The sequence below is a fragment of the Stenotrophomonas sp. SMYL89 genome (assembly GCF_036319985.1).
GTDB classification, from domain to species: Bacteria; Pseudomonadota; Gammaproteobacteria; order Xanthomonadales; family Xanthomonadaceae; genus Stenotrophomonas; species Stenotrophomonas maltophilia_Q.
This window is the reverse complement of record NZ_JAWIRW010000001.1, coordinates 44,024-65,213: the sequence shown is the minus strand read 5'-3', so window position 1 is coordinate 65,213 and position 21,190 is coordinate 44,024. Positions and strand designations below refer to the sequence as shown.

Annotated in this window: 19 protein-coding genes; 2 read left to right on the top strand and 17 right to left on the bottom strand. The window is 62.5% G+C overall.

Going from position 1 to position 21,190, the window contains the following annotated elements; translation table 11 throughout:
- Positions 1-32: 32 nt before the first annotated feature.
- Both V3B41_RS00315 and V3B41_RS00310 read left to right on the top strand, forming a co-directional pair.
- Complete coding sequence (locus V3B41_RS00315) at positions 33-686, top strand: hypothetical protein (protein ID WP_295548719.1); 654 nt, start codon at positions 33-35, stop codon at positions 684-686.
- Positions 683-2,008, top strand: a complete 1,326-nt coding sequence (locus tag V3B41_RS00310) for an XVIPCD domain-containing protein (RefSeq protein ID WP_295548721.1) — start codon at positions 683-685, stop codon at positions 2,006-2,008. The genes V3B41_RS00315 and V3B41_RS00310 overlap by 4 nt, the downstream gene beginning before the upstream one ends.
- Positions 2,009-2,062: 54 nt before the next feature.
- Here V3B41_RS00310 and V3B41_RS00305 read toward each other — a convergent pair whose 3' ends face one another.
- The 17 genes from V3B41_RS00305 to V3B41_RS00225 all read right to left on the bottom strand — a co-directional run bounded on the left by V3B41_RS00305 (position 2,063) and on the right by V3B41_RS00225 (position 21,075).
- Positions 2,063-2,980 (bottom strand): hypothetical protein, encoded by a 918-nt coding sequence (locus V3B41_RS00305; protein ID WP_295548723.1) that lies wholly within the window; start codon positions 2,978-2,980, stop codon positions 2,063-2,065.
- Between the two features lie 457 nt (positions 2,981-3,437).
- Positions 3,438-4,442, bottom strand: coding sequence for an XVIPCD domain-containing protein (locus V3B41_RS00300; protein WP_295548726.1), 1,005 nt, complete (start codon positions 4,440-4,442; stop codon positions 3,438-3,440).
- Between the two features lie 57 nt (positions 4,443-4,499).
- On the bottom strand, positions 4,500-5,036 hold the full coding sequence (locus V3B41_RS00295) for a hypothetical protein (RefSeq protein ID WP_295548727.1): 537 nt from the start codon (positions 5,034-5,036) through the stop codon (positions 4,500-4,502).
- 1,086 nt (positions 5,037-6,122) lie between these two features.
- Positions 6,123-6,647, bottom strand: a complete 525-nt coding sequence (locus V3B41_RS00290) for a DUF4189 domain-containing protein (RefSeq protein ID WP_295548729.1) — start codon at positions 6,645-6,647, stop codon at positions 6,123-6,125.
- Between the two features lie 999 nt (positions 6,648-7,646).
- On the bottom strand, positions 7,647-8,786 hold the full coding sequence (locus V3B41_RS00285) for a type IV secretion system protein (protein WP_049448488.1): 1,140 nt from the start codon (positions 8,784-8,786) through the stop codon (positions 7,647-7,649).
- Between the two features lie 74 nt (positions 8,787-8,860).
- On the bottom strand, positions 8,861-9,688 hold the full coding sequence (locus tag V3B41_RS00280) for a hypothetical protein (RefSeq protein ID WP_329859557.1): 828 nt from the start codon (positions 9,686-9,688) through the stop codon (positions 8,861-8,863).
- Positions 9,689-9,712: 24 nt separating this feature from the next.
- Positions 9,713-12,160, bottom strand: a complete 2,448-nt coding sequence (locus V3B41_RS00275; RefSeq protein ID WP_024958424.1) for a VirB4 family type IV secretion/conjugal transfer ATPase — start codon at positions 12,158-12,160, stop codon at positions 9,713-9,715.
- Positions 12,161-12,244: 84 nt separating this feature from the next.
- Positions 12,245-12,553 (bottom strand): VirB3 family type IV secretion system protein, encoded by a 309-nt coding sequence (locus V3B41_RS00270; protein ID WP_012480639.1) that lies wholly within the window; start codon positions 12,551-12,553, stop codon positions 12,245-12,247.
- Positions 12,546-12,968 (bottom strand): TrbC/VirB2 family protein, encoded by a 423-nt coding sequence (locus tag V3B41_RS00265; protein WP_033833163.1) that lies wholly within the window; start codon positions 12,966-12,968, stop codon positions 12,546-12,548. Before V3B41_RS00265 ends, V3B41_RS00270 begins: the two co-directional genes overlap by 8 nt.
- A 73-nt stretch (positions 12,969-13,041) precedes the next feature.
- Positions 13,042-14,007 carry a lytic transglycosylase domain-containing protein gene (locus V3B41_RS00260; RefSeq protein ID WP_049429682.1) on the bottom strand — a complete coding sequence of 322 codons (966 nt, stop codon included), beginning with the start codon at positions 14,005-14,007 and terminating at the stop codon, positions 13,042-13,044.
- A gap of 3 nt (positions 14,008-14,010) precedes the next feature.
- On the bottom strand, positions 14,011-15,054 hold the full coding sequence (virB11, locus tag V3B41_RS00255; RefSeq protein WP_033833165.1) for a P-type DNA transfer ATPase VirB11: 1,044 nt from the start codon (positions 15,052-15,054) through the stop codon (positions 14,011-14,013).
- A 14-nt stretch (positions 15,055-15,068) separates the two neighbouring features.
- Complete coding sequence (locus V3B41_RS00250; protein WP_049429683.1) at positions 15,069-16,322, bottom strand: TrbI/VirB10 family protein; 1,254 nt, start codon at positions 16,320-16,322, stop codon at positions 15,069-15,071.
- A complete protein-coding gene (locus V3B41_RS00245; RefSeq protein WP_033833167.1) occupies positions 16,319-17,098 on the bottom strand; it encodes a TrbG/VirB9 family P-type conjugative transfer protein in 780 nt (259 codons plus the stop codon). The genes V3B41_RS00250 and V3B41_RS00245 overlap by 4 nt, the downstream gene beginning before the upstream one ends.
- Positions 17,095-18,141: a type IV secretion system protein gene (locus V3B41_RS00240; RefSeq protein ID WP_049429684.1), complete on the bottom strand. Its 1,047-nt coding sequence runs from the start codon at positions 18,139-18,141 to the stop codon at positions 17,095-17,097. Before V3B41_RS00240 ends, V3B41_RS00245 begins: the two co-directional genes overlap by 4 nt.
- Before the next feature lie 89 nt (positions 18,142-18,230).
- Complete coding sequence (locus V3B41_RS00235; RefSeq protein ID WP_049429685.1) at positions 18,231-18,677, bottom strand: hypothetical protein; 447 nt, start codon at positions 18,675-18,677, stop codon at positions 18,231-18,233.
- Positions 18,678-19,101: 424 nt separating this feature from the next.
- On the bottom strand, positions 19,102-20,781 hold the full coding sequence (locus tag V3B41_RS00230; RefSeq protein ID WP_329859552.1) for a type IV secretory system conjugative DNA transfer family protein: 1,680 nt from the start codon (positions 20,779-20,781) through the stop codon (positions 19,102-19,104).
- A gap of 36 nt (positions 20,782-20,817) precedes the next feature.
- Complete coding sequence (locus V3B41_RS00225) at positions 20,818-21,075, bottom strand: hypothetical protein (RefSeq protein WP_005410128.1); 258 nt, start codon at positions 21,073-21,075, stop codon at positions 20,818-20,820.
- Positions 21,076-21,190 lie beyond the last annotated feature (115 nt).

Sequence of the window (21,190 nt, the reverse complement as noted above, 5' to 3'; positions counted from 1 at the left end):
TTCAACCATCCCTACCCCCAAGGAGGCCGACATTGCGCCACAAGATGATCCCGTGCCTTGCTCTGCTTCTATTGACCGCCTGCAACCCGGAGACCGCCATGAACCAGGAACGTGCCGCTGCCGAAGCCGATGTCGCCCAGGGTGGGCGCGGCCTCGCCAAGCTCAACCCCAGCCCGCGCAAGGCCTATGAACTGGTACTGCGCCTGAAGGACGCCCCCGGCGATTTCGCGGTGGTCGAAGGCGTGGCGCAGTACGACGTCACCAACGAAGACCAGTGCGGCCACATCGAACCCGCCACCGGCACTGCCGCCCGCATTACCAGCCAGGAACCGGTGGAGCTGCGCAAGGTCGCTGAGGGCGAGTATCGCGGCACGCTGTACGTTGACCGCATGCTGGATGAGGACTACTACGGTCGTGGCACCTGCAAATGGGAGTTCACCGGCGCAGGCGCGATGCTGAAGGCAACGGGTGCTGAAGAGGAGACCCGCTTCCTGACCTTCGTGAAGGCTGAGCCGCTGACCGAGGGAAAGACCCACACTCTCTATTATCCGGACGCAGCCTATCCACGCGCGCCACTTGCTGCGAACTATCCTGCCACCGGCAAGGCTGACCCTGCCGAGTATGTAGCCGAACTGCAGGGCAAGTTGTTCACGATGAGCCTCAGCGCCAGTGAGGTCACCCAATGACCGTCACAAGCCAGGACTACGCCGCACTTTCCAATGATGCCTACAAGGATCGAGCTGTTGGTCGTCGGCGGCCAGGAGAGGAAGAGCTCGTCACGATCAACGGGCATGAATACAAGATTCTCGATCACGTCAATAACCGCCTCAACGGTTACCAAGGTACGGTTTACCAGCGAACCGACACCAACGAGATCGTCGTCGCTCATCGCGGCACCGAGCAGATCGCTCGTGACGCGATCCTCACCGACGGAGGCATGGTCGTTGCCCGCACCAATGTGCAGGCCCCCGACGCCATCGCACTGACCAAGAGCGCGCTGGACTTCGCGAAGCAGGAAGCTGCATTTGGAGGCCGCGCGCCCCAGGTCACCGTCACCGGCCACTCCCTCGGCGGCGCCCTGGCCCAGATCACCTCGCACCATTTCAACGTCAAGGGCGAGACCTTCAATGCCTATGGCGCGGTCAGCCTCAGCTACCGCATCCCCGAAGGCGGCAACACCATGATCAACCACGTCATGGCCTCCGATCCGGTCAGCGCCGCATCGCCGCATTTCGGCCAGGTCCGCATCTATGCGAAGCCGGATGAAATCAAGACACTCGCCGCAAACGGCTTCAGCAACCATCCGATGCGCGCCCTGATCCCGGACAGCCCGCTGATTGCAGCAGGCAGCTCGTTCGGTGCGCACAAACTGGGCAACTTCCTCGACGAAGGCTCGGTGCTGAAGCATCCGGAAACGCAGAAGCTGGCGAAAGACAACGCCAAGATGATCGAGGAGTACCGCGATGACGTCGAGTCACTGCGTCGCGGTGTCACCCGCGCGGCACGCGGCATCCCGGGCGGCGCCATCGATCTGTACGACCACATCCGCGGCCCGCTGCAGCCCGGTGAACCGGCACGCCGCGAAGCGGAGAAGAACGGCCATCACACCAGCATGCTGCGCATGGACGATGCCAACCACCTGGGCAACCCGTTGTTCAACGACGCGATCCGCGGCGTGCATGCTCATGACGTGCGGGTCGGGCGCGTGCCGGACGTGATGAGTACTCAGCTGGCGGGCAGCCTCGCCGCCGAAATGCACGCGGCAGGCGGCAAGCGCATCGACGAGGTGGTCATGAATGCCGATGCCTCGCGAAGCTTCGCGGTGCAGGGCCAGGGCGGCGACCCGGCACACCTGCGCGTGTCGGTGGACACGGCCATGGCGATGAACACGCCGCTGGAGCAGAGCAGCCAGCGCATCGACCAGCAGGCCGCCGGTCAGCGCCATGCACTTGAGCGTGACCAGCAACTGGAGCAGCAGCAGAACCAGACCCGCAGCATGCAGGCCTGATGGACTGCACGGGAGCCGGTCATTCCGGCTCCCGCTGCACGTCGGCACTCCGGCTCAGGGACCGGAGGCAGCCATCGGCGCGGAGGTACCGGCCGTCACAAACAGATCCGGGCCAGAATCCGGGAAGCCGCCACAGGCCCGATCCCCCGGTGCCACCGGGTCGCAGGGCCACTGGCTGCGCGAAACCTTTTCGCGCAGCTCGAAGCGATCTCCGGTCCAGACCACGAATGCCAGGTGCTCGCGGTTCCAATCACTGAACGCACGCGGGCCACCCTTCTGGGCGGTCTCCGGGTACTGCACGAACCAGCGCATGGCCGGGCCGTACTGCAGCTTGCTGTGGTCCAGGCTGATCCGGCCTTCGCGCGACAGCTGGCGTGCACGATCGGCCTCCGTCAACGGCGGCATCGTCGGCATTGCATCGGCGGTCACATCCCGCGGCGCCGCATCCCCGCGGACCTGGTACACACGCTGGGCCACATAGGCCTCGCGGCAATCCCCCGCTGGCACGCGTACCGGCTCCGCGCCGTACTCATCGCGGTTGGCGACCCGGTCGCTGCAGGTGAACGGCGCCGACACCAGGTAAAACGTACTGTCGGCGTCACGCCCTTCCAGCGAACGCACCCAGATGTCGCCCATCCGCACGATGAAATCAGGGCGCTGGCCGTAGCCCGGCACCGCCTTGAACCAGGCCTTCTGCTGTACCTCTCGCTCGCGCCAGCCGCGTGGCAGGTGGATATCCTGCGCGGGCAGCGCGACCAGCAGCGCGGCCAGATGCGCCGGCATCGTGCCCTGGCAGGCGCCAATCAGCAGGTCGCCCTGGGTCGCCAGTCGCCCGGCCAGATCCACCGGGCAGCGGGCACCGAGTGCACGCTCGGTGGCCTGTTCCGGAGGCAACGGCACGATGGCCAACGCGGGCGGTGCGGGTGCTACCGCCGGAACGGTTGGCTCGACGGTGGCAGGCGGTGCAGCCACAGGCGCCGCCACTGCGGGCGCAACGGGCGCAACCGGCGCAGGCACCAGGTCCGCGGCCGGCGCCGGCTGCGTGCCCCCCCCAGGTGCCGCAGGAGGTGTCACGGCAGCCGGTACTTCGGGAGCCGGCGCCGCGACAACGGCTTCGGCCGCCATGGGTGCTGCAACGGGCGCCGCCCCTGCAGGCGCGTCAATGATCGCCTCGGCGGCGGCGGGCGCCTCCACGACGGGCACCGCTGTCTCCTGAGCCTGTGCCGACGCTGCGGCAAGTCCAAGTGACAGCAGCCAGAGCGGCGGCAGGCGGCGCGCGGATGCACTGCAGCGGGCAGCAGCGTGCCGGGCATTCGAGGGAACGATTCGCATGTAGTGTCCTTACGTTTGGGTTTCCATGTCGGCGCCACAGGGCGCCACGCGTCGTACGTAAAAATACCGGCGGCCCCCTGCCCGCCGGCATCAGGTGTTACATGGATCGAGAACGCTGCTCCTGCTCGCGGGCGAGCGCGGCCGTCGGATCCTGCTGCGCAACACTGGCCGCCAGCTGCTGACTACTCTGCGCCAGTGGCTGCTGTGCGGCCTGCTCCCGGTCTACGGACGCACGCAGCATCGCCGGATCACCCAGCGTGCCCTGCACCGCAAACAACGTGCGGCCGTCGTTGCCGGCCAGCAGATGATCGATACGCGACAGGCCAGCCTTCTGCGCGCCCAACGCCAATGCGCCAGCGGTATTGTCGAGTTCCTGTGCACTGCGCAGCCCACTCTGCGGTCCCAGCTGCTGCAGATGCCGGCGCGCATCCTCGAACAACGCATTGCCGGGCTCACCGGCATGCGACATGTCGCGTGCAACGGTCTGCGCCGGCGCACCGACTTCGCCACGATCCAGTCGCGCCATCACGTCCGGCGTCAACTTCTGTTGCCAGACCTCGAAGCGTTGCCGGCGTGCCTCGATGCCATTGAGCGCGCCATTGAGCGCATGCGTTGCTTCGCGCACATCCTCGCGCGCCGCCTCCGGCACCCGCGTCTGCCACTGCCAGACGGCAATACGGCCTGCGTGCTCGGGCTGCGCGGCCAGCTCCGGCTGATTCACCAGGTCCAGATCCAGCGCCTTGCCGGCACGCTCGTAATTTTCCTTGCCGACCAGCGGCAGATAGCCACGGCCGTGATACTTCAGTGCATCACCGGGCGCATCATTGCCCATGCGCCCGCCATACATCAGCTCGGCCAGGTTTTCCGGGCGGCCACGCAGCGCTTCCTGGCGGGCGCTCTCCAGCGCAGCGTTGCCATTGCGCCACGCAGCCTCCACCGGGATCTGCGAGATTCCCCGGGTGAAGTTGAAACTCTCGTTGAGCCGGCTCAAGCCGCGCGACTCGTGCCCTGCCTGGGCCATGAAATTGGCCAGTTCAAGCGGGGAATCGATGCCGGCTTTGGTCGCCTGTCGCAACAGCTGCGACTCTCTATCGGTCGACACAGTGCAACTCCTGAATCTTCATCAGCGCGGATTCCCTTCCGCCGGTTGGAGCTTGGCTCATGGAAGCGACACCTCGGCGACACTGGACGGGTCGAAGTCCTCGAACCGCACCCTGCCCAGTTCCGCCACCGAGTAATCCCGGATGTTGGTCGCTTCGGTCTCGATATCCACGACCTTGCGTCTCACCCCGTCCACCCAGCAGGCCTTGTCCGCAGGCGCATAGCGGAACCGGTAGGTGCTGCTCCAGCGCTCTCGGCTACCGCCGTTGGTGATCACGCTGAAGGCACCATCCTCGATCGTCACGTAGGCGAAGGGATCGCCTGCAATGCCGCCGCGGGTGGAGCACGGCACCAGCTTGTCGTTGCGCGCGGCCAGCTGCCAGCGCCCGCGCCCGTCGCCGCGCAGCAACAGCAGCACCCGGTTCGGTCCGTGCTGGCCGGGTACCAGCCCTTCCGGTGTCGGCTGGTCGATGACCAGCAGCTGATACTCGATGCCATCGCCGGTGAGATCGCCGCGTACCGCTTCCAGCAGGTTCGCGCCGGACGGAACGAACGCCAGGGCATTGTCCATGTGCGTGCCACTCCCCTTCTCCATCCCCTGCAACTCCTTCCAAGCCGTCTTGCCAGTATCCATGCAACGGCCGGGACACCGCGCAGTACGCGACCCGTCCCGATGCCCGCCAAAGCGGATGATAGCCCTGGCCCTGCGAGGGCTTCGATGGTCATGAGCGTCGCCCGCACGGTGGGTCGTCAGAGTCCTCATGGACGGAAAAGCTCCTGCGCTCGATTGCACCGACGCGCCGGACTTTTGACGCGCACGCAGCTTACTTCGAGGAAGCACCGTTCGTCGAAGGGGACCCAAAAAGAAAAGCGCAATTGATCACACAAAAAGCGGGCCTATCGTGAACAGTCACCAACCCGCCGAAACTACAGCACCTGAATTCGATGAACGCATCATCGTTGCCCCACCTCACTCAAGGAAAGTGCCCTCAGGGCAGGCTACATCCCGAATAGGCAATCTCACATGCTTGGCCAAGCTTCTCTCGACACTCCCGCGTGGCACCGGAACGGGCAAGGACCTCGCTACCGGCAGTCCTCACGACACTGGTTGCGCCAGGGGCAAGGGTTCCAACGGGATCTGCAATGGCGACGCACTGATCCCGGAAGGCGATCCAGACCTGGCACTTCTGTCCACCGTCGCTTCTGCACGCGTCCACCGCGAGCGAACGTGCCACACGCTTCGACTTCTGGGAAACGGCTGCTCCTCTGGGCCTGTAGCTTCCCGGCTCACGCGCGGAAACATCCTGAGCAATGGCTCCCCATCGCCTCTGCCAAACGCCCGTTGACATGGGCGTGCCCGATTCGCCTCCTTGCGCACCGGGTATCGGGGCACACCCACCGACACCCTGATCACCGATTGGATACTGGCCCGGAGGGCAGCGGCCTTCGGCCGAGGCAGTGAACGGCAGCAGGCCTGCAATCAGCAGGCACAGGAGAAAAGCGAGGTGGATTCGTTTCATGGGGAGACCCATTCCTTTGCTGCCCATTGTGAGAGGTGGGACGGTCTGAGCGGACGATCGTTGTCGGGGAGCTCCCCGCGAAGCGTTCTGCCGCGTCGAAGACCGAGGAAATCGAAAAGCGGAATTGATCGCAGAAAACTGGGCTTAGCGTGAATGGCGCCTTACCTGATGAACAGATCCGCCGTGCAGGCCGTTCTGGCGATCCCGCATTGTCCCTGCGGCAGCCGCTTCCATACCGCCTTCGCGTTGCATTGCTGCATCGCGACAATGACCGCCCCCTGTTCGGACATGGCGGTGGCAACGCTGGTGGTTTCAGTGCCCAGGCCCGCGTGAGCGACCGCCACGCATTGGGCCTGGAACAGGGTCGCCAACGTACATTCGCCTTTCCCGAACTCCTTGCACTCCTTCATGGATGCACGCTTTGCCTTGCCCCGCGAGCGCATCGAGTTGCTGATGAAGGTATCGCCGCGGGCATCCATCGCCACGCCGCGCACGGTCTGCGCCCAGTTGGGGCGATTGTTGTACGGGGATCCTGAGCTGCTCACCGGAATGGGCGCACAGCCCTGTACACCCTGGCCACCGATGGGATACATGCCCTGCGGGCAGTTGCCTTCGGCAAGCGCGGTGAACGGCAGCAGGCCTGCAATCAGCAGGCACGGGAGAAAAGCGAGGTGGATTCGTTTCATGGGGAGACTCATTCCTTTGCTGCCCATTGTGAGAGGCGGGACGGCCTGAGCAGACGATCGTTGCCCAAACTTGCCTCCCGGGTTGGGAAGGCTTCGCAGAGCAGACAAGGCCCAGGCTGGCCGGGCACCTGATCATTGGAGAACTCTGCGATTCCAACCGGAGTGCTCGGCAAGCACCATGGTCGCGTAGCCACGCTGAACGCTCAAGGTCAATCGCGTCAGACTGTGCATCAGCGCAGGCTCGACTGAAGTAAATCACCCAGTTGAAATAGAGCCGGGGCACAGCAAGTTACTGTCGATCAAATAGACGCCGTCGCACCAATATCGCCTTCACGTCGGCATGTCGAAGCTTGCCCTAGCCGTTGCCCTGAGCAATCAACACGCTCCAAGTACTGGCTGTCAGGATCCTTTAGCTAGAACGCCTCATAGACCGGCTCAGAACACGCTGAGTAGGCGACTTTGCATTGCGTTCCAGCCGGATCCACGCAGATCTTTTGTGCCTGCGCAATGGCTTCCTTCAAGTCTTGACCGCTCGCAACGCCACCACGCGCCCCATTGCCTTGGCTCTGAGGAACGACCCAAGCGGCACACTGGTTTCGGTACGCGATGAGTATTCGGCAGTCGCGAGCAGCGTGCATGCCGCATCCCTCGAGAGCGACACGCTCTGCATCCTCTTTCGTCGCCCTCCCTGTCGCCACGCCTGCTTCGTTCGTACTGGGCGAGGAAGCAATGGCACCCCACGTCTTATGCCACTGGCCAGCGGGTTCCGCCCCACGGGCGCTCCCCCCCGCTCCAGGGATGGGGGCACACCCCCCCACCCCTTGATCGCCGATGGGATACTGGCCGGACGGGCATCGGCCCTCCGCATTGGCGTTATTGGCAACGAGGAATGCAGCAAACAGCAGCGTCAGAATCACGAACGCCGGATTACCGCGTAGAGGTTTGAAATCGGCCATTGTCTTGAATCTCTGAAAATTCACGGCGCCTCAGTCTCACAACTCATTGACCTGTTGCATTCCCTCGCATACCTGGGCTTTGAGTCGGAGCAATCGCGTTATTGACAACAGGGGAGGTTGCTGCGACAGGCGCCCCCACCGAGCCACGATCTCCCGACGGCGCCGGCGGCGGAGCCGACATGCCCGGCGGACGACCATCGGCACTCGGCGAGGCACTGGCACCACCGCCTATCTGCGAATATGCCATGAAGGTGCCCAGGGTACCCTGGAAGAACATCGCTGCCATTGGGGGTGTAGTCAGGATCAACGCGGTGAGGATCAGGCCCATGCCTCCCTGCTGCATTGCCTGGCTGGTCATGCCGTCGGACATGCTTTCCTTGAGGATGAACTCCTGCACCAGCGCTGTGGTCCAGAAAGTGGCCGCTACACGTACCACCATATCCAGTGCAATGGAGACCATCGCTGCAAGTACGGCCATGGAGAACATCGTGCCGATGCCGTAGAACAGCCAACGCTGGAACAACTGCTTGGTCTGGTCGAACAACAGGCAGAGGATGAACAGAGGGCCAAAGCCGATGAACAGCGCCATGGCGATTTCATACAGCATCAGCATCGCACCAGCGGTGATGGCTGGACCTGCGGTGCCCATGCCGATGAAGAACAGTGCCCGCTTCTTGTCCTCCAGCAGCTCCCCGTCATTCATGATCTGGATGGCGTCGATACTGGAAAGCGCCACCTGCATCCATGCCAGGCTCTTGTCGATCTGAGCTTCGGGTGACTCGTTCGAGCCTGTCACGACCTTCGTGATTTCTGCCTTGACGTCGTGGGTGAGGAAGCTCTGCAGGTTGGTGCCGAAAGCGCCCATCGTGGTGGCCGCGCTGACGATCAACGCCGCACGCGCCATATTGGTCACCAATACCATCATTGAGTCCCGGCTGCGGCCGGTCACGATGCGGAAGCCCTGCACCAGCACCCACAGGGTCATGAGCGTGAGGGCGATGCCGCCGACCCACTGCATCATTTCCCCCATCATGTCGATGCCGAACTTGTTTATCTTCTTTCGCAGGAAGTCGAAGATGAACTTGAAGAACACGAAATCCCCGATCGACTGGACACGTGCAACGTGCCCCATCAAATCCTGGAATCCGCCATTGAAATCAAAATTGGCAATCGACCTGATCATTTCCGCAATCCCTTGATGTATCCCTACCGGACAACCTCATGGAGCCGGTGCCTATGCACCTGCCCCAAGCGACGTCAGTCGATGTGCAAAGCGCCTTCCAATGCAGCCGTCTTGACCAGCTGCGAGATGACGCCCGGCTTGCCCTTCAATGCCACGCGCGCCAGCACGCGCTGATTGGCCTTCATTGACTCCTGATAGGCGTCGTAGGACCGCATGCGCGCCTCCCACTCCTGCTGCAGCTTGGAAATATCGTTTGCCGTACGCAGGGAGTCGCTGTTCACGGCCGAAAGAGTTCCCGCAAGGTTGCCATCGGCGCCGCCTCTCCAGCCCATGATCTCAGACAACGACGCGTTGATGCTGGGAATGGTCTTCTCGATGAAATCCACCGTCTCGTTGCGCTTCCGGTTTTCCATCATCTGGATGTTGACGCACAGCTGCTGCTGCTGCGCGTAGAGATCACCGGAGGTATCCAGCACAAACTTCTTCAGCAGGCTGCCAGCGCTGAAGCCCGCCGACGTACGGCAGAGGTCGGCGACCATATAGTCGTCTGGAACCCGCTCCAATGTGGCGCCTGGCGGCAAGCCGAAGTTGTTGATCATGCCCTGGATCTGGACAAGCGCATTTTGGTACTCCTGGAACGTCCTTCTCCACCGAGTTACCTGAGCCGCGTACTCCAGCCCGTCAGCCTTCATTTGCGCCTTCCCTTGGGCAAAGTCCTTCAGTGCCTGCATGAGATTACTGAGGTCGAAGACAGGGTAACCACCGGCCGAAACCGACGTGGTGGAGAACATGACCATGCTCCCCAGCAGGATGGCTGCCAGGCGCTTCTGACGCAGACCGCGGTGGCGCTTGTGATTTCGGGATGTCATGCTCATGTTCTTCTCCAGGGGATTGGATTTCATTCGGCGCTGTCTGATCCAGGGCTTTCAAGCCGCATCGGTTTCGGCAGAGGCCTTGGCTTTACCAGAGCCCTTTCGGTTCTTGTAGAAGTCCTCCAGCCACTGTTCCGGCGTGAGTTCGTCCACAGTGATCCGATTGCGGACTGCAGCCGTCTGCAGCACCCGATGCATGATGTCGATGTTGTCGGTCGAGGCCGAGATCACCGACAGGATGTCGTCCATGCCACGCAGGTTGAGCTGGCAGACACTGGAAGCATGGCCCTGCTTGACCAGGAAGCAGCGCGAGCGCTCGTCCAGTGCCGTGACCACCTTGAACTCCGCCTCGGTCAACTTCAGGCCATCCATGTAGTCGCTCTTGCTGGCGTTCGGGTTCGGCAGCAGGATGAGCGTGGCGGTCTGCTCGATCAGGGCAGCGGAGATATCACTCTTCAGCGCGTCTTCCGGGCTCTGCGTGGCGAAGATGCCCAGGCCGTTCTGCTTACGGATGGTCTTCTGCTTGTTCTTCGCGAACTCCTTCAGGCCACCCTCGCCGTCCAGGATCTTCCAGAATTCGTCCATCACATAGATCAGCGGTCGACCGTCGATCAGCGATTCCAGGCGGTGCAGCAGGTAATTGATGACCGGCACGCGCACTTCGGGGTTGTCGATGATGTCGGTGTAGTCGAAGCCGATGATGTTGGCCTTGCTCAGATCCACCGTATCGATCGGATTGTCGAAGACCCAACCCAGCGAATTGCCCGAAGTCCAACGGCGCATGCGCGCATAGAGGCCGTCGTCGCCCATGTTGGGCAGGCTCTTCTGGAAGTTGGTCATGCTGCGCAGATGCATCGGCGTATCGAGCATGCTCTCCACCGCACGGTAGATGTCCTCTTCCTCGCGGGCGCTGTACTCGCGCTTGCCGGCCAGCACCTTGATCAGGTCGGCCAGGAACTGCACGTTCGCTTCGTTGTTCTCGCACTGGAACGGGTTGAAGCCAGTCGGCGCACCGTTCTCCAGAGCCAGATAATTGCCACCGCAGGCACGCACGAAGATCTCCGCACCACGGTCCTTGTCGAAGAAGAAGATGGTCGGTGACGGCTCATACTTCTGAACCTGGCTGAGCAGGAAGTTGATCAGCGCGGTCTTGCCGGTACCGGACTTGCCGATCACCATGGTGTTGGCGATCGCCTTCTCACCCAGCGAATTCTCGGATGGATGGGTGGCATGGAAGTTGAAGTAGTACGGCTGGCCGTTGGTGGTCTGCAGCGTGGTCACGCAGTCGCCCCACGGGTTGTTGTGCTGCTTGCCGGTGGCGAAGTTGTGCAGCGGCGACAGACCGAGGAAATTCAGCGAGCTGACGTTGGCCAGCCGCGTGCGGAAGCGCCAGTTGGCTGGCAGCTGCGAATAGAACGACGAGGTAACTGCCAGATCCTCCTTGGTCGACACGAAACCGGCGTTGGACAGCTCGGCACGGGTCGAGGCCACGTTCTGCGACAGCTTCGCCTGGCTGTCGCCATACACCGCGATGATGAAGTGGTATTCGCCCAGCACGAAGTTGCCTGACGACAGATGATCCATCGCCTGGTCGAGTTCGACGATCTGACTGACCGCCTTGTCGCCCGAGGAGATCATCATGCCCTTGGTCCGGTCCAGCACCTTCAATGCGTCCTGGCGCCCCATCGGGCTGAACGAATGGGTGATGACGTACTCGTAGTCCAGATACTTCAGACCATTGAGGATGCCCGGATAGGTCCCCTCGGCATATTCCTTGATATTCAGGATCGCGCCGAAATGATTGACGCCATTGGGCGTATTGATCACGAAATCGCCGGTCTTGGCCGAGAACATGTGCCGGCTGACCGGAAGATAGTCTTTCACTGGCGCCGACAGTACCGGCACCGGCTCATCGATGCGGTTGATCAGGTAGCCGAACAGCTCCAGCGTTTCGGAAAACACCACGCCGTTCTTGGCTTCGTACATGCCGAGCCGGTACGGCGCGTAGTCGCGGATCACCGCCTCGACGTTGCCGGCCAGCTCCATCAGCTTCTCGACAGCCTGCTCCTGCTCGGCGCGCAGCTTGTCCACGTTCGCGGACTTCTCCACGAAGCGCTTTCCCGCCACCACCGGGCGATAGATCATCGTCAGGTACAGCTCGTTCTGCATGATGCGCTGAGAGGACAGCATGCCCATGTACTGGTCGGACACGTCCTGGTTGAAGCGCTGCTTGTAGTAGCTCTTTCCCTTCAGCGTGCGACGGCGCCGGATGTCATGCACCCAGAAGGCAACGTTGACGAAATCCGGCGCGCGCAGCGTCTGCAGCAACCGGTTGAACGTGTTGTGCCGATGCTCAAGCTCCCATTCTTCGCGCCCCACGAACGGCAGCCCTTCCAGGTGCCACGTCAACAGGTAGTCGCCGCCCGTGGTCTTCACCACATTCGGAGCCACGTGCGACGACAAGGGGATGAATTCGCTGATGGAGGTATCTGGGTTGAACATACGACTGCTTCCAAAAGGTACTGCCGGCAAAGATGCGGAGTTGGCCAAGCGGGCGTTCAACGCCCGCCTGGCCGGATCCAGCCCTCAATCCCTGGGGGCTGGCTTGTTGCGGTAGTGATTCGGGTTGAACACCCACATGCCATCATGCTCCTGCACGTTGCGCACCTTGAGCTTGAACATCAGGCGCAGGCCCAGCAGGCGGAAGATCATCTCGTCACGCTTGGCCATCTGCCGCATGATGAAGATGGCCACCGGGATGGTCAGCAGAAACCAGAAGTTCGTGTACATGCTCAGCAGCAACAACCCGCCCGCCACCATGAAAAATGGCAGGTAGGGAACGCCCAGGAACATCGCTGGGCGCGTGCATCCCCGGAACAGGACGTTCTTATGCACTGTAGTACTGGACGGCGTGCTTGATCATTTCAAACGCCATGCCAGCGCCGTCGCCACCACCGACCTTGTCGCAGCTGCCAGCCTCCTTGCCGAGCAGCATGCGCGCGATCTGGCCTGCCGCGCCGATCAGCACACCGCCGATCAGGATCGGGGCCACGTCACCGATGCGCTTGTGGGCAAACGCGATCTGGTAACCGGCGAAGATCACGGCGATCGTGACCACGGCGATAGAGGCCATGTTCAGCAGGCCGTTGATGTTGGAGAAGAAGCCGCAGACCTTGCCATCGGTGCCGCCGAAGTCGGTACCGCCTGCCAGGGCCTGGGGAGCGAACACAGCACCTGCGAATGCGACGGCCATCAGCATGGTCTTCAGCGTGCGCTGGGCCTGGACGAGGTCGAGATTGAATCGCTTCATGGATTGATTTCCTTGTTGATGGACTAACACAACTGAATCGACCAGCCGGGGGACCGGTCGCACCACGACTTCGTCAGAACACGAAGGCCGCATCCCCTGCGGGAATCTGCTGCACCGGCGCACGGGGTGCCGGTGCGTTGTAGAAATTCTGGGTGTCCGCTGCCGGCGCGTTGCGCTCGTTCCAGGGGCGCAGCATCACCGGCGCATTCGCGCCAGCAGCCATCCCGGGCAGCTGTTGCGGCATGGCTGCCCCACCCTGAGCCGCACCAGGCTGCTGATACTGCTGCGGAGCCTGCTGCGGCATGTCGTTTCCGCCCTGCGCCTGTGGCTGCATCATTCGATCGACCGAACCCAGCACCACGCGCGATACCGCCTGGTCGGCGATGTTCAGCAGGCTGCTGCGGGCCATCGCACCGGTTGATGGGTAGACGGTGTAGGCCCGGGCCGGGTCATTGGACGGTACGTACACCGGCGCACTGCTCTGGGCGACGATGCGCGTCTGGGCCGGCGAGACTGTCTGCGGATGATGTTCGACCCTGACCACCCGACGCTCGCCACGGCTGACCACGTCAATCGGCGCGACGCCATTGCTTGCGACCTGCTGACCGCGGCGGATCGAGTCGTAGATCTTCTGCACGTACCCGTGACGGAAGCCGGTCTCGAAGTTGCCCGAGTAGTAGCAGCTGAACGACTTGCCCCAGTCACCACCGGAGCGCTTGTAGCAGTCGGCGAGGATGCGCGAACCAGCCTGCAGGTTCGGGCACTGTTGGAAGGCCTTCTCGTAGGAATCCAGCCCGTACTTGCCCAGGTTGTAGCGGTTGACCTGGGCCAGACCGATGGAGAAGTTGTAGCCCTTCTCCTCCAGCATGCGAACGGTGGCCAGCGCCTCGTCGAGGGCCTTGGGCTGGCGCACCAGGGCGCCGCCGACCACACCGATGGCATAGGGGTTGCGCGACGATTCCACGTTGATGACGTGCTGCATCACGTCCATCGAGACGGCCATTTCCGGGCACGCCATCATTTCCAGTCCTGGCAGCATTGGTCAGCCCTCCTGCCCCTGGGCACGCCCAGGATTGAAGTCGATGCCGGTGATGTAGCGCGAGCCGGCATGCGCCTTGATATGCACGACGATGTCGATGGTCATCATCAACAGTCGCTTGATGACGTTGAACTCCAGGCCAGAACCCTCGGCCGAGGCCTTCACCATCAGCGCCAGCTGGTCCCAGGTCTGCTCCGGGCTACCGGCATGGCAACTGGTGATCGAGCCCGGGTGGCCCGATGCGCAGTTGCGGATGAAGTAGAACGCCTCGTCACCGCGCAGCTCGGCCAGGATGATGCGCTCGGGCTTCATGCGCAGGCAGGCTTCCATGCAACTCTTTGCGCTGACATTGCTGGTGCTCTGCCCACCCTTGGAGTACAGCAGGTGCACCACATTGGGTTGGGTCAGAAACAGTTCGCGCGCGTCCTCGATCGTGACCAGGCGTTCGTTGTCCGGGATATGATTGACCAGCGCTTTCATGAAGGTGGTCTTGCCGCTACCGGTCGCACCGGAGACCACGATGTTCTTGCGGTACATCACCGCACGACGGAAGAACTCTGCGTACTCGCGCTGCTGGCGCAGTTCCAGCAGCTCGCGGTCCTGCTCGCTCAGACTGCCATCCTGTTCCAGGATCTGGTTGAAGAAGCCATCCTCGTGGTACTGGGTGAGCGACTTGGTGTGCTTGGACGGCAGGCGGATCGTGATCGAGACCTTGCCGGCATCACAGGCAGGTGGAATCACGAACTGCGCACGTTGCCCGGTCGGGAAGGTGAGCGAGACGACCGGATCGGCATCGGTGATGCGCTGGCCGGTGTTGCTTTCGTTCACCACGGCGGTGCAGAACTGCCGGGCCCGCTCGAACGTCAGGCCCGGCACCTCCACCCGCTGCCACCCCGCCCGGGTCTCCAGGTACAGCTCACCGGGACGGTTGATGCAGATTTCCGTCACTTCCGGGGATGTCATGTACTCGGCGATGCCCAGCACTTCGTACTGATAGCGCAGGAAGTCGCTGGAAACGAGGGCGAGGGGTGACACTTCGGCGTCCATGGTTGTTCTTCGGGTTACCGGCGCGGGTTGAGCACGTTGGTGAAGTCGACGTCCTTTGCGACGTAGACGTTCACGACGGTGCCCTGGTTGATGGTGACAGTCGGCGGGCGATTCGAACTGGTCAGGGCTTCGTTGGCGAGACGCTCCATCGTGCGCGCGGTGGCGCTTTCATAGGGCGAACGAACGGCAAAACCATTACTGGAAACCGTCGTCGACTCCGGGCCATGCTCGGCTGCGGCGTACTTGAAGGCGTCGGCGATCAGGCTGATCATCAGCGCCGATGCAATGCGACTGCCCCAGTGCGCGCTGTACTGGCCAGGATGACCGGCACCACCCAGCTGATCCACGCCCGGGCTGGACATGGCCACGTCGATGCCATTGGGCGTGGTGATGCGATCCCAGATCACTTCCACGCGCTTGCCCTTGGGACCACCACCGTACGCACCGTAGATCTTGGACCCCTTGGGCAGCAGCAGGCTGCGGCCGTTGATCGAGTACACCGGTTCGGTCAACAGGCACGACGTATAACCTGCAAGATCGGTGATGATGCGGGTCTCGAGAACACAACGCAGATAAGTGCCACGCACCAGCAGTGCATCGGGACTGCGGATGTAGGAAGCATTGGACACATCCTCCACGTCAGGCCCGCGGCGCACCTTGGCCGGCGGAGCATTGCCGTTCTGCGCCTGCAGCGCAGCCAACGTGGCCTGCATGTAGGGATCGTCGTTGTCCCCTGCTGCGGCCTGGCCGCCAGCATCGCCCGTGCCCACGCCTGCGCCACCACTACCGGCAATGCGGCGATCCAGCAGACTCGGGCCACGCTCGACCTCGCGCTCGGGTTCGGCACGAGGAATGAACGTCGGGCCCATCGTTTCCTGCGGCGGTGGCGGCAGCATCGGAATGGGTTCGGCGGCTTCCCGGGCGGCCTCGCGAATCGCGGAGGGTGCAATGATCGGCAGGTCGGGGGTGCTCGAACGTGCAACCTGCGGCGGCGCCTTGACTTCTTCAGCGTCTTCCTTGCCCTTGCGCAGCAGCAGGAAGCCCATGGCCAGCAACAACACCAGGATGCCGCCGAGGAACAACAGCGCCTTGCGGTTCAAGCGCTGCTCTTCCGCAGAGCGAAGCTGCGGGGCACTGGCATCCAGGTCCGGGGTTGCCTCGGCCTGCGCATGCCCATAATACGGGTTCGTCGGTGGCTCCTGAGCCGCAGGGCCCTGCCCGTACGGAGACGGATTTGGATCGTTGCCGGGAGTGTTCTGCTGGCTCATTTCTTCACATTCCTTCGCAGGCCGACGACGAAGTCGCCGTGGCGGATGACCAGGTACGGGTAGGTCCCGTGCACGATCAGCGTATTGCCCTCAACCGTGGTGTTGACCACGAAATCCTCGCCGTACTCCTTCTCGCGACCGAACACGGCCGGGAAGATGCCGGTCTTGTATTCGGGCGAGTTGGGCAGTTTCAGATAGGTGAAACGGCCATCGTCGTAGGCGTTGACCGGGATCAGCCACCCCATCTTCTTCGCCTTGCTGGTCGAATAGGAGTAGTTGAAGTTGTATTGGCGGTCCTTGGCCAGCTCGGTGCTCAGCAGCGGCTGCGCCTCTTCCTCGACCGCTGCCTGGGCAGGCCCGAACACAGTGTCATTCGGATAGACGAAGGCGATCTTGTACTGCACGCCGGCGCGACGGGCCTGCTCAAGCTGGCGCCAGTCGGTGGCAACGACTTTCAGCTCGAAAATGTACGAATGGGTCTCGGTACGCACCATCATGTTGGTGTCGACGTCGACGTTCTTCGGCTTGAGATAGAACACGTTCTCGCGACGGGTGAGTTCCCAGCCGCTGCTGAAGCCGGTGCTGTAGTCGAGGATCTTCTCGTTCGGGCTCAGCTCGATCTGGGTGGTGAGGCCCAGGCCGGTGCGAACCGGGTAGATGCGGTCCTTCTCATACTCGTAGTGGTCAACTGCCTGCGCCATCGCCGCGCTGGAAAACACCAGCGACAGCAACGACAGCAGCGCCCACGCGCTTCCCCTGATTTTTCGACTACTCATCGGTTGCTTGCTCCATCAGCATTTCCGGTGGAATGGTTCGGTGCCGGCATCATTGCCGGCTGTCCCGGCGCGCCCTGCCCCGGCATCGGCTGCCCCTGGACCGGCTGCCCCTGCATGGGCGCACCCTGCATCGGCTGCATCTGCCCACTGGCCGGCACTGCGACAGGCTGACCGGTGGCGGGATCGATCATGGTGGCAGCGGCCGGATTGTTCGGAACGTACATGCCCTGCGCCTGCTGTGCAGCGAGCTGTGCCTGTTGCGCAGCATCCTGGGCCTGTTGCTGCATGGCACCGTCATCCGGCACGGGCACGCCGCGCGCATAGTCGTTGTCGACACGGTACTCCGTGACCTGGAACGCCAATGGATTGAGCACGCGGTCCTGTTCGGAGAGCGCCAGATTCTGGTTGTACTGGAAGCGCATGGTGACCAGCTGGTTGTCCAGATAGGTCGATGCACCGCTGCGCTTGTCGAGCAGGCTGCGCTGGATGCGCACGGACGCGCCACGGAAGCTGCCGTTCGCCTGCACGCCCAGCGGGGTAATGCTGAGGATCTTGACCCTGATCGCCTTGCCCCGGCCGTACATCACGAACGGATTCTGCGGATTGTTGCTGGCATAGCGCTGCTTCATGCTTGCGGCGACGGCATCACTGGACATGACGAACACCAGCTCCCAGTCGCGCAACCCCATCACTGCGGAGTCGTACGACTCGCGCGCCAGCACGTACTGGGCGACATTGCTGCGGTTGACCGCCTCATTGGTGGTGATCGTCTCGCCCTGGAACGTACCCCTCAGGCGCGCCACAGTAGCGGTACCCGTGTAGGCATCGGCCATCACCAGGAAGGGCACCTTCTCCTTCAGCGGCAGCATGTAGTAGTAGCCGCCAGCCAGTGCCAGCGACATCAGCAATGAGCCGGTGGCGACCCACCAGGCACGGCGCTCACTACGACGCGCCATGTCGGCCACGGTGATCTCGTAGCTGACCGCCTTGGCGACCGACTGCTCGACCTTGGGACTATTGCCGGGATCCTTCTTGCGGAACATGGATTCTTCCGTACTGCTGAAACATCAATGGGCGTGGCACCCCTGCGACAGGCGCGGGGAGCGGCACGTTCGATGATTTCGAGGTGGACTCAGGTGCCGCTGTTGGAATCAGCGCCCTGTGCCGACGCGGTCGGCGTCGAGCCAGCGCTCTGCACAACGATCTGGTTGCCAACGATGGAGACGGAGATGCCCTGCGCTGCATAGGCCGCCGTCAGATCGATCACGGCCTGCTGAGCGTTGGTGGTGCCGATGTTGGAGACCGCGCCGTACAGGGTGAAGTCCGAGCTCAGGCGGTAATCCAGCGTGCGTCCGGAATCCTTGGCCCAGCGCTCGAGCATGGCTTTGAGCGTGCCATCCATCGGCGAGGCCTGGTAGACGTAGCTGGAGTACAGCGGGATCTCGGTGGTTTCCGCAGCAAAGCGGTTCACCGGCTTCCAGCGGCCTCCAAAATCGGGAGCGGACTTGGTGGCGCAACCGGCCACCATCAACGCCGCCACTGCGGCGATGGACATTTTCGCGATAAACGCCTGATTCATACGGGCTTCACTTTGACGTACGAAAAAGCAGTCCCGAGCATTGGTCCCCTGGTCGTCCGGCGCTGCGTCGCGCACGCCGGAATCGGAGCGACGCACTGACTGGCAGCACACCCACTCCGGCTCCCCTGCAGCCAACGGCTGCCAACCAAGTCGCGGGGCCGCCAGACACTCCCGGCGACACACCCGCATACCTCACCAACGTCGAAACCATCCATGTTTCATGGCACAAACTCCTGGCCACCCTGCTCTACAACATCTGCCATCCATCACACATTTCTGAACGGCATGCACAGGGTCGCACAACCACGCGTCAATTCCATGTCAGACAAGTCTGAAAATCCATGAACAAATGCCGAATTCTTGACTCAACTCACGTTTTCACGTCGATGAATATAAATCTACGTCACAAATTTAGCGACGTGAATTAGACGTTAAGCATGGGAACGTCGACTTTCGGCAGCAGCCTCGACGTGAAGTAGCGGTCCTTGTAATAACGGATCTTGTCGCATTTCACAGGATGCGGTATGCCCTCGTACAGGAACACTTCCTTGTCCGGCCCCATCGCCTTCAGCTCCTGCGGCAGCATCAGTGCCCGCCGCTCCTCGGTGAAGCTGTGGGTCTTCTCGCGGGCGTGGGTGACGTTCTTCTTGCGGATGGTGGTGTAGCCCAGCATGTCCGAATAGTCGTTGGCGTCCTGCTGCTCGCGCGGCGCGTACAGGATCTGCAGCGCGTGGTTGGTGATGATCGTTCGCGAGACTTCCCGGCCGTAGGTGGCATCGAGCTGGGACATGCTCTGGATGATCGGCAGCAGGCGGATGTTGTAACCGGCCATGTAGGACACCGCCGAGGCGATGATCTCGACCTTGCCGATCGAGGTGAATTCGTCCATCAGCAGCAGGCACTGGTACTTCAGATCCGGGTTGGACTTGGGCAGTTCCTTGGTGTTGAGGTTGATCAGCTGGCTGAAGAACAGGTTGATGATCAGGCGGCTCTCGGCCAGCTTGTTCGGCTGGATGCCGATGTAGATGGTCATCTTCTTCTTGCGGACGTCGGTCAGCAGGAAGTCGTTGCTGCTGGTGGCCTTGTCCAGCACCGGGTTGATCCAGGGGTTGAGCGGTTCCTTGAAGGTGCCCAGGATCGAGGCGAAGGTCTCGTCGGCCTGGGACAGCATGTTGGCGAACGCCGAGCGCGCGTTGGCGCTGAGGAACGAGCGCTCCGACAAGGCCTTGAGGTACTTCTTCAGGTCGGTGCCGTCGCCGGATGACAACCGGTAGACAGAACCCAGCGTCGGCGTACCCGAGCCGCCCGGGAAGCCGCTGCTGCGCTCGTCGTCCCAGTTCTCGAACAGATACAGGGTGAAGGCCATGAACGCGTTGCGCGCCTGGCTGACCCAGAACTTCTGGTCCTCGGCGCCGTCCGGATACAGCATTGCGGCGATGCTCATCAGGTCCGACACCCGGAACGCCGGGTCATCGGAGACGTAGCTGAGCGGGTTCCAGCGATGCGTGCGCCGGTCCTCGGCGAAGGGATTGAACAGGTAGATCTCCTGGCCCTGGCTGGCGCGCCAGCCACTGGTCAGGTCGAAGTTCTCCTGCTTGATGTCCAGCACCACCAGTGATTCGGCATACTCGAGCAGGTTCGGGATGACCACGCCCACGCCCTTGCCCGAGCGGGTCGGCGCGGCCAGGATCACGAACTGCTGGCCGTCCAGCCGCACCAGCTTGCCGCTGTGGCTGCCGACCACGATGCTCTGCCCGGTCTTCTTGAACATGCCATGCTTGGCCAGGTCGGCGCCGGTGGCAAAGCGTGCATCACCGTGCAGCGAACGCTTGTCCTTCTTCAGCAGCAGCACCAGGCCGGTGACCAGCAGCACCAGCAGGGGAAGGCCGAAGCCCACGTAGCCGGCCCATTTGATCTTGCCCACGAACGGCGCGACCTGCGGCTGGCCGATGGCGTGGTAGTACTGGTAGTACGTGTTCCAGGTGAAAAGCTTGGTGTCCAGCCCCAGGAACAACAGGGTCAGGTAGCCGGAAAACACGAAACCAAGCAGCAGGGTCGCCAGCGTGATGATGGCGATGATCGAATACTTCTTACTGGGCAACACCCGGATCCTCCATGATGCGCACGAGGGCGCGACGGCCTAGCGGCGGCGCCAGCGCGACGCCTTCTTCCGCAGGTTGTTTTCGTTCTCCAGCCCGGGCTCTTCGCCCTCTTCACGCACCCGCTGCAACAGCAGTTGGCGCGCTTCGGCCAGTGATACCAGGTCGGTCAGACGATCCCCATCGTCGGCGACGACCGCATGGCCGACCACATCGCCCGGAGCGTACACCGGCTCGTAGGACACCGCTACCAGCTGATAGCGACCACGCGTCTCCAGCACATGCCTGAATTCCTGCATCGATTTCCTCCTTGTTCAAGCGCTCCACGATCCCCTGCGTGCACCATCATGCCGCTCCGCATGTCGTCATCACATGCAGGACGCCAGCCACAGTGCGCCACACCTCCTGCAGCCC

Excerpts from the sequence above, each read along its gene's own strand:
- virB11 (WP_033833165.1), bottom strand. The coding sequence starts at position 15,054 with ATGGACGCCGAAGTGTCACCCCTCGCCCTCGTTTCCAGCGACTTCCTG.
- V3B41_RS00240 (WP_049429684.1), bottom strand. The coding sequence starts at position 18,141 with ATGTTCCGCAAGAAGGATCCCGGCAATAGTCCCAAGGTCGAGCAGTCG.
- V3B41_RS00250 (WP_049429683.1), bottom strand. The coding sequence starts at position 16,322 with ATGAGCCAGCAGAACACTCCCGGCAACGATCCAAATCCGTCTCCGTAC.
- V3B41_RS00260 (WP_049429682.1), bottom strand. The coding sequence starts at position 14,007 with ATGCTGCCAGGACTGGAAATGATGGCGTGCCCGGAAATGGCCGTCTCG.
- V3B41_RS00280 (WP_329859557.1), bottom strand. The coding sequence starts at position 9,688 with ATGAAATCCAATCCCCTGGAGAAGAACATGAGCATGACATCCCGAAAT.
- V3B41_RS00310 (WP_295548721.1), top strand. The coding sequence starts at position 683 with ATGACCGTCACAAGCCAGGACTACGCCGCACTTTCCAATGATGCCTAC.
- V3B41_RS00295 (WP_295548727.1), bottom strand. The coding sequence starts at position 5,036 with ATGGAGAAGGGGAGTGGCACGCACATGGACAATGCCCTGGCGTTCGTT.
- V3B41_RS00290 (WP_295548729.1), bottom strand. The coding sequence starts at position 6,647 with ATGAAACGAATCCACCTCGCTTTTCTCCCGTGCCTGCTGATTGCAGGC.
- V3B41_RS00235 (WP_049429685.1), bottom strand. The coding sequence starts at position 18,677 with ATGAATCAGGCGTTTATCGCGAAAATGTCCATCGCCGCAGTGGCGGCG.
- V3B41_RS00285 (WP_049448488.1), bottom strand. The coding sequence starts at position 8,786 with ATGATCAGGTCGATTGCCAATTTTGATTTCAATGGCGGATTCCAGGAT.
- V3B41_RS00245 (WP_033833167.1), bottom strand. The coding sequence starts at position 17,098 with ATGAGTAGTCGAAAAATCAGGGGAAGCGCGTGGGCGCTGCTGTCGTTG.
- V3B41_RS00265 (WP_033833163.1), bottom strand. The coding sequence starts at position 12,968 with ATGAAGCGATTCAATCTCGACCTCGTCCAGGCCCAGCGCACGCTGAAG.
- V3B41_RS00225 (WP_005410128.1), bottom strand. The coding sequence starts at position 21,075 with ATGCAGGAATTCAGGCATGTGCTGGAGACGCGTGGTCGCTATCAGCTG.
- V3B41_RS00275 (WP_024958424.1), bottom strand. The coding sequence starts at position 12,160 with ATGTTCAACCCAGATACCTCCATCAGCGAATTCATCCCCTTGTCGTCG.